Origin of the sequence: Brachyspira catarrhinii, assembly GCF_005518285.1 — a bacterium.
Taxonomy (GTDB): Bacteria; Spirochaetota; Brachyspiria; order Brachyspirales; family Brachyspiraceae; genus Brachyspira; species Brachyspira catarrhinii.
In genome coordinates this window covers 1-264 of the sequence record NZ_SJDU01000918.1, presented here as the reverse complement: position 1 = coordinate 264, position 264 = coordinate 1, and the positions used below count along the sequence as shown (strand labels likewise).

The window sequence follows — 264 nt, the reverse complement described above, 5'->3', positions numbered from 1 at the left end:
TAATTATAAAAAGTATTTAACAATAATATAGTAAATATAATAAATTTTCAATAACAGCAGCAGTTTTTTATAAATTAAAATTTAAAGAAACTTATTTGTTCATTTAATTCTTTTGATTTATCTAATAACTCATTTGATAAATTTGAAGTTTCACTTGCAAGTACTGCATTCTGCTGCGTTACATGATCCATTTGAGAAACGGCCTTATTAACCTGTTCTATTCCAATAAACTGTTCTTCTATAGTATGGCTTATTTCTGTTATT

1 pseudogene is annotated in these 264 nt (G+C 23.9%); it reads right to left on the bottom strand.

Features of this window, described 5'->3' with window-relative positions:
- Positions 1-74 precede the first annotated feature (74 nt).
- Positions 75-264 (bottom strand): annotated as a pseudogene (locus EZH24_RS13800) (methyl-accepting chemotaxis protein); the annotation flags it as partial.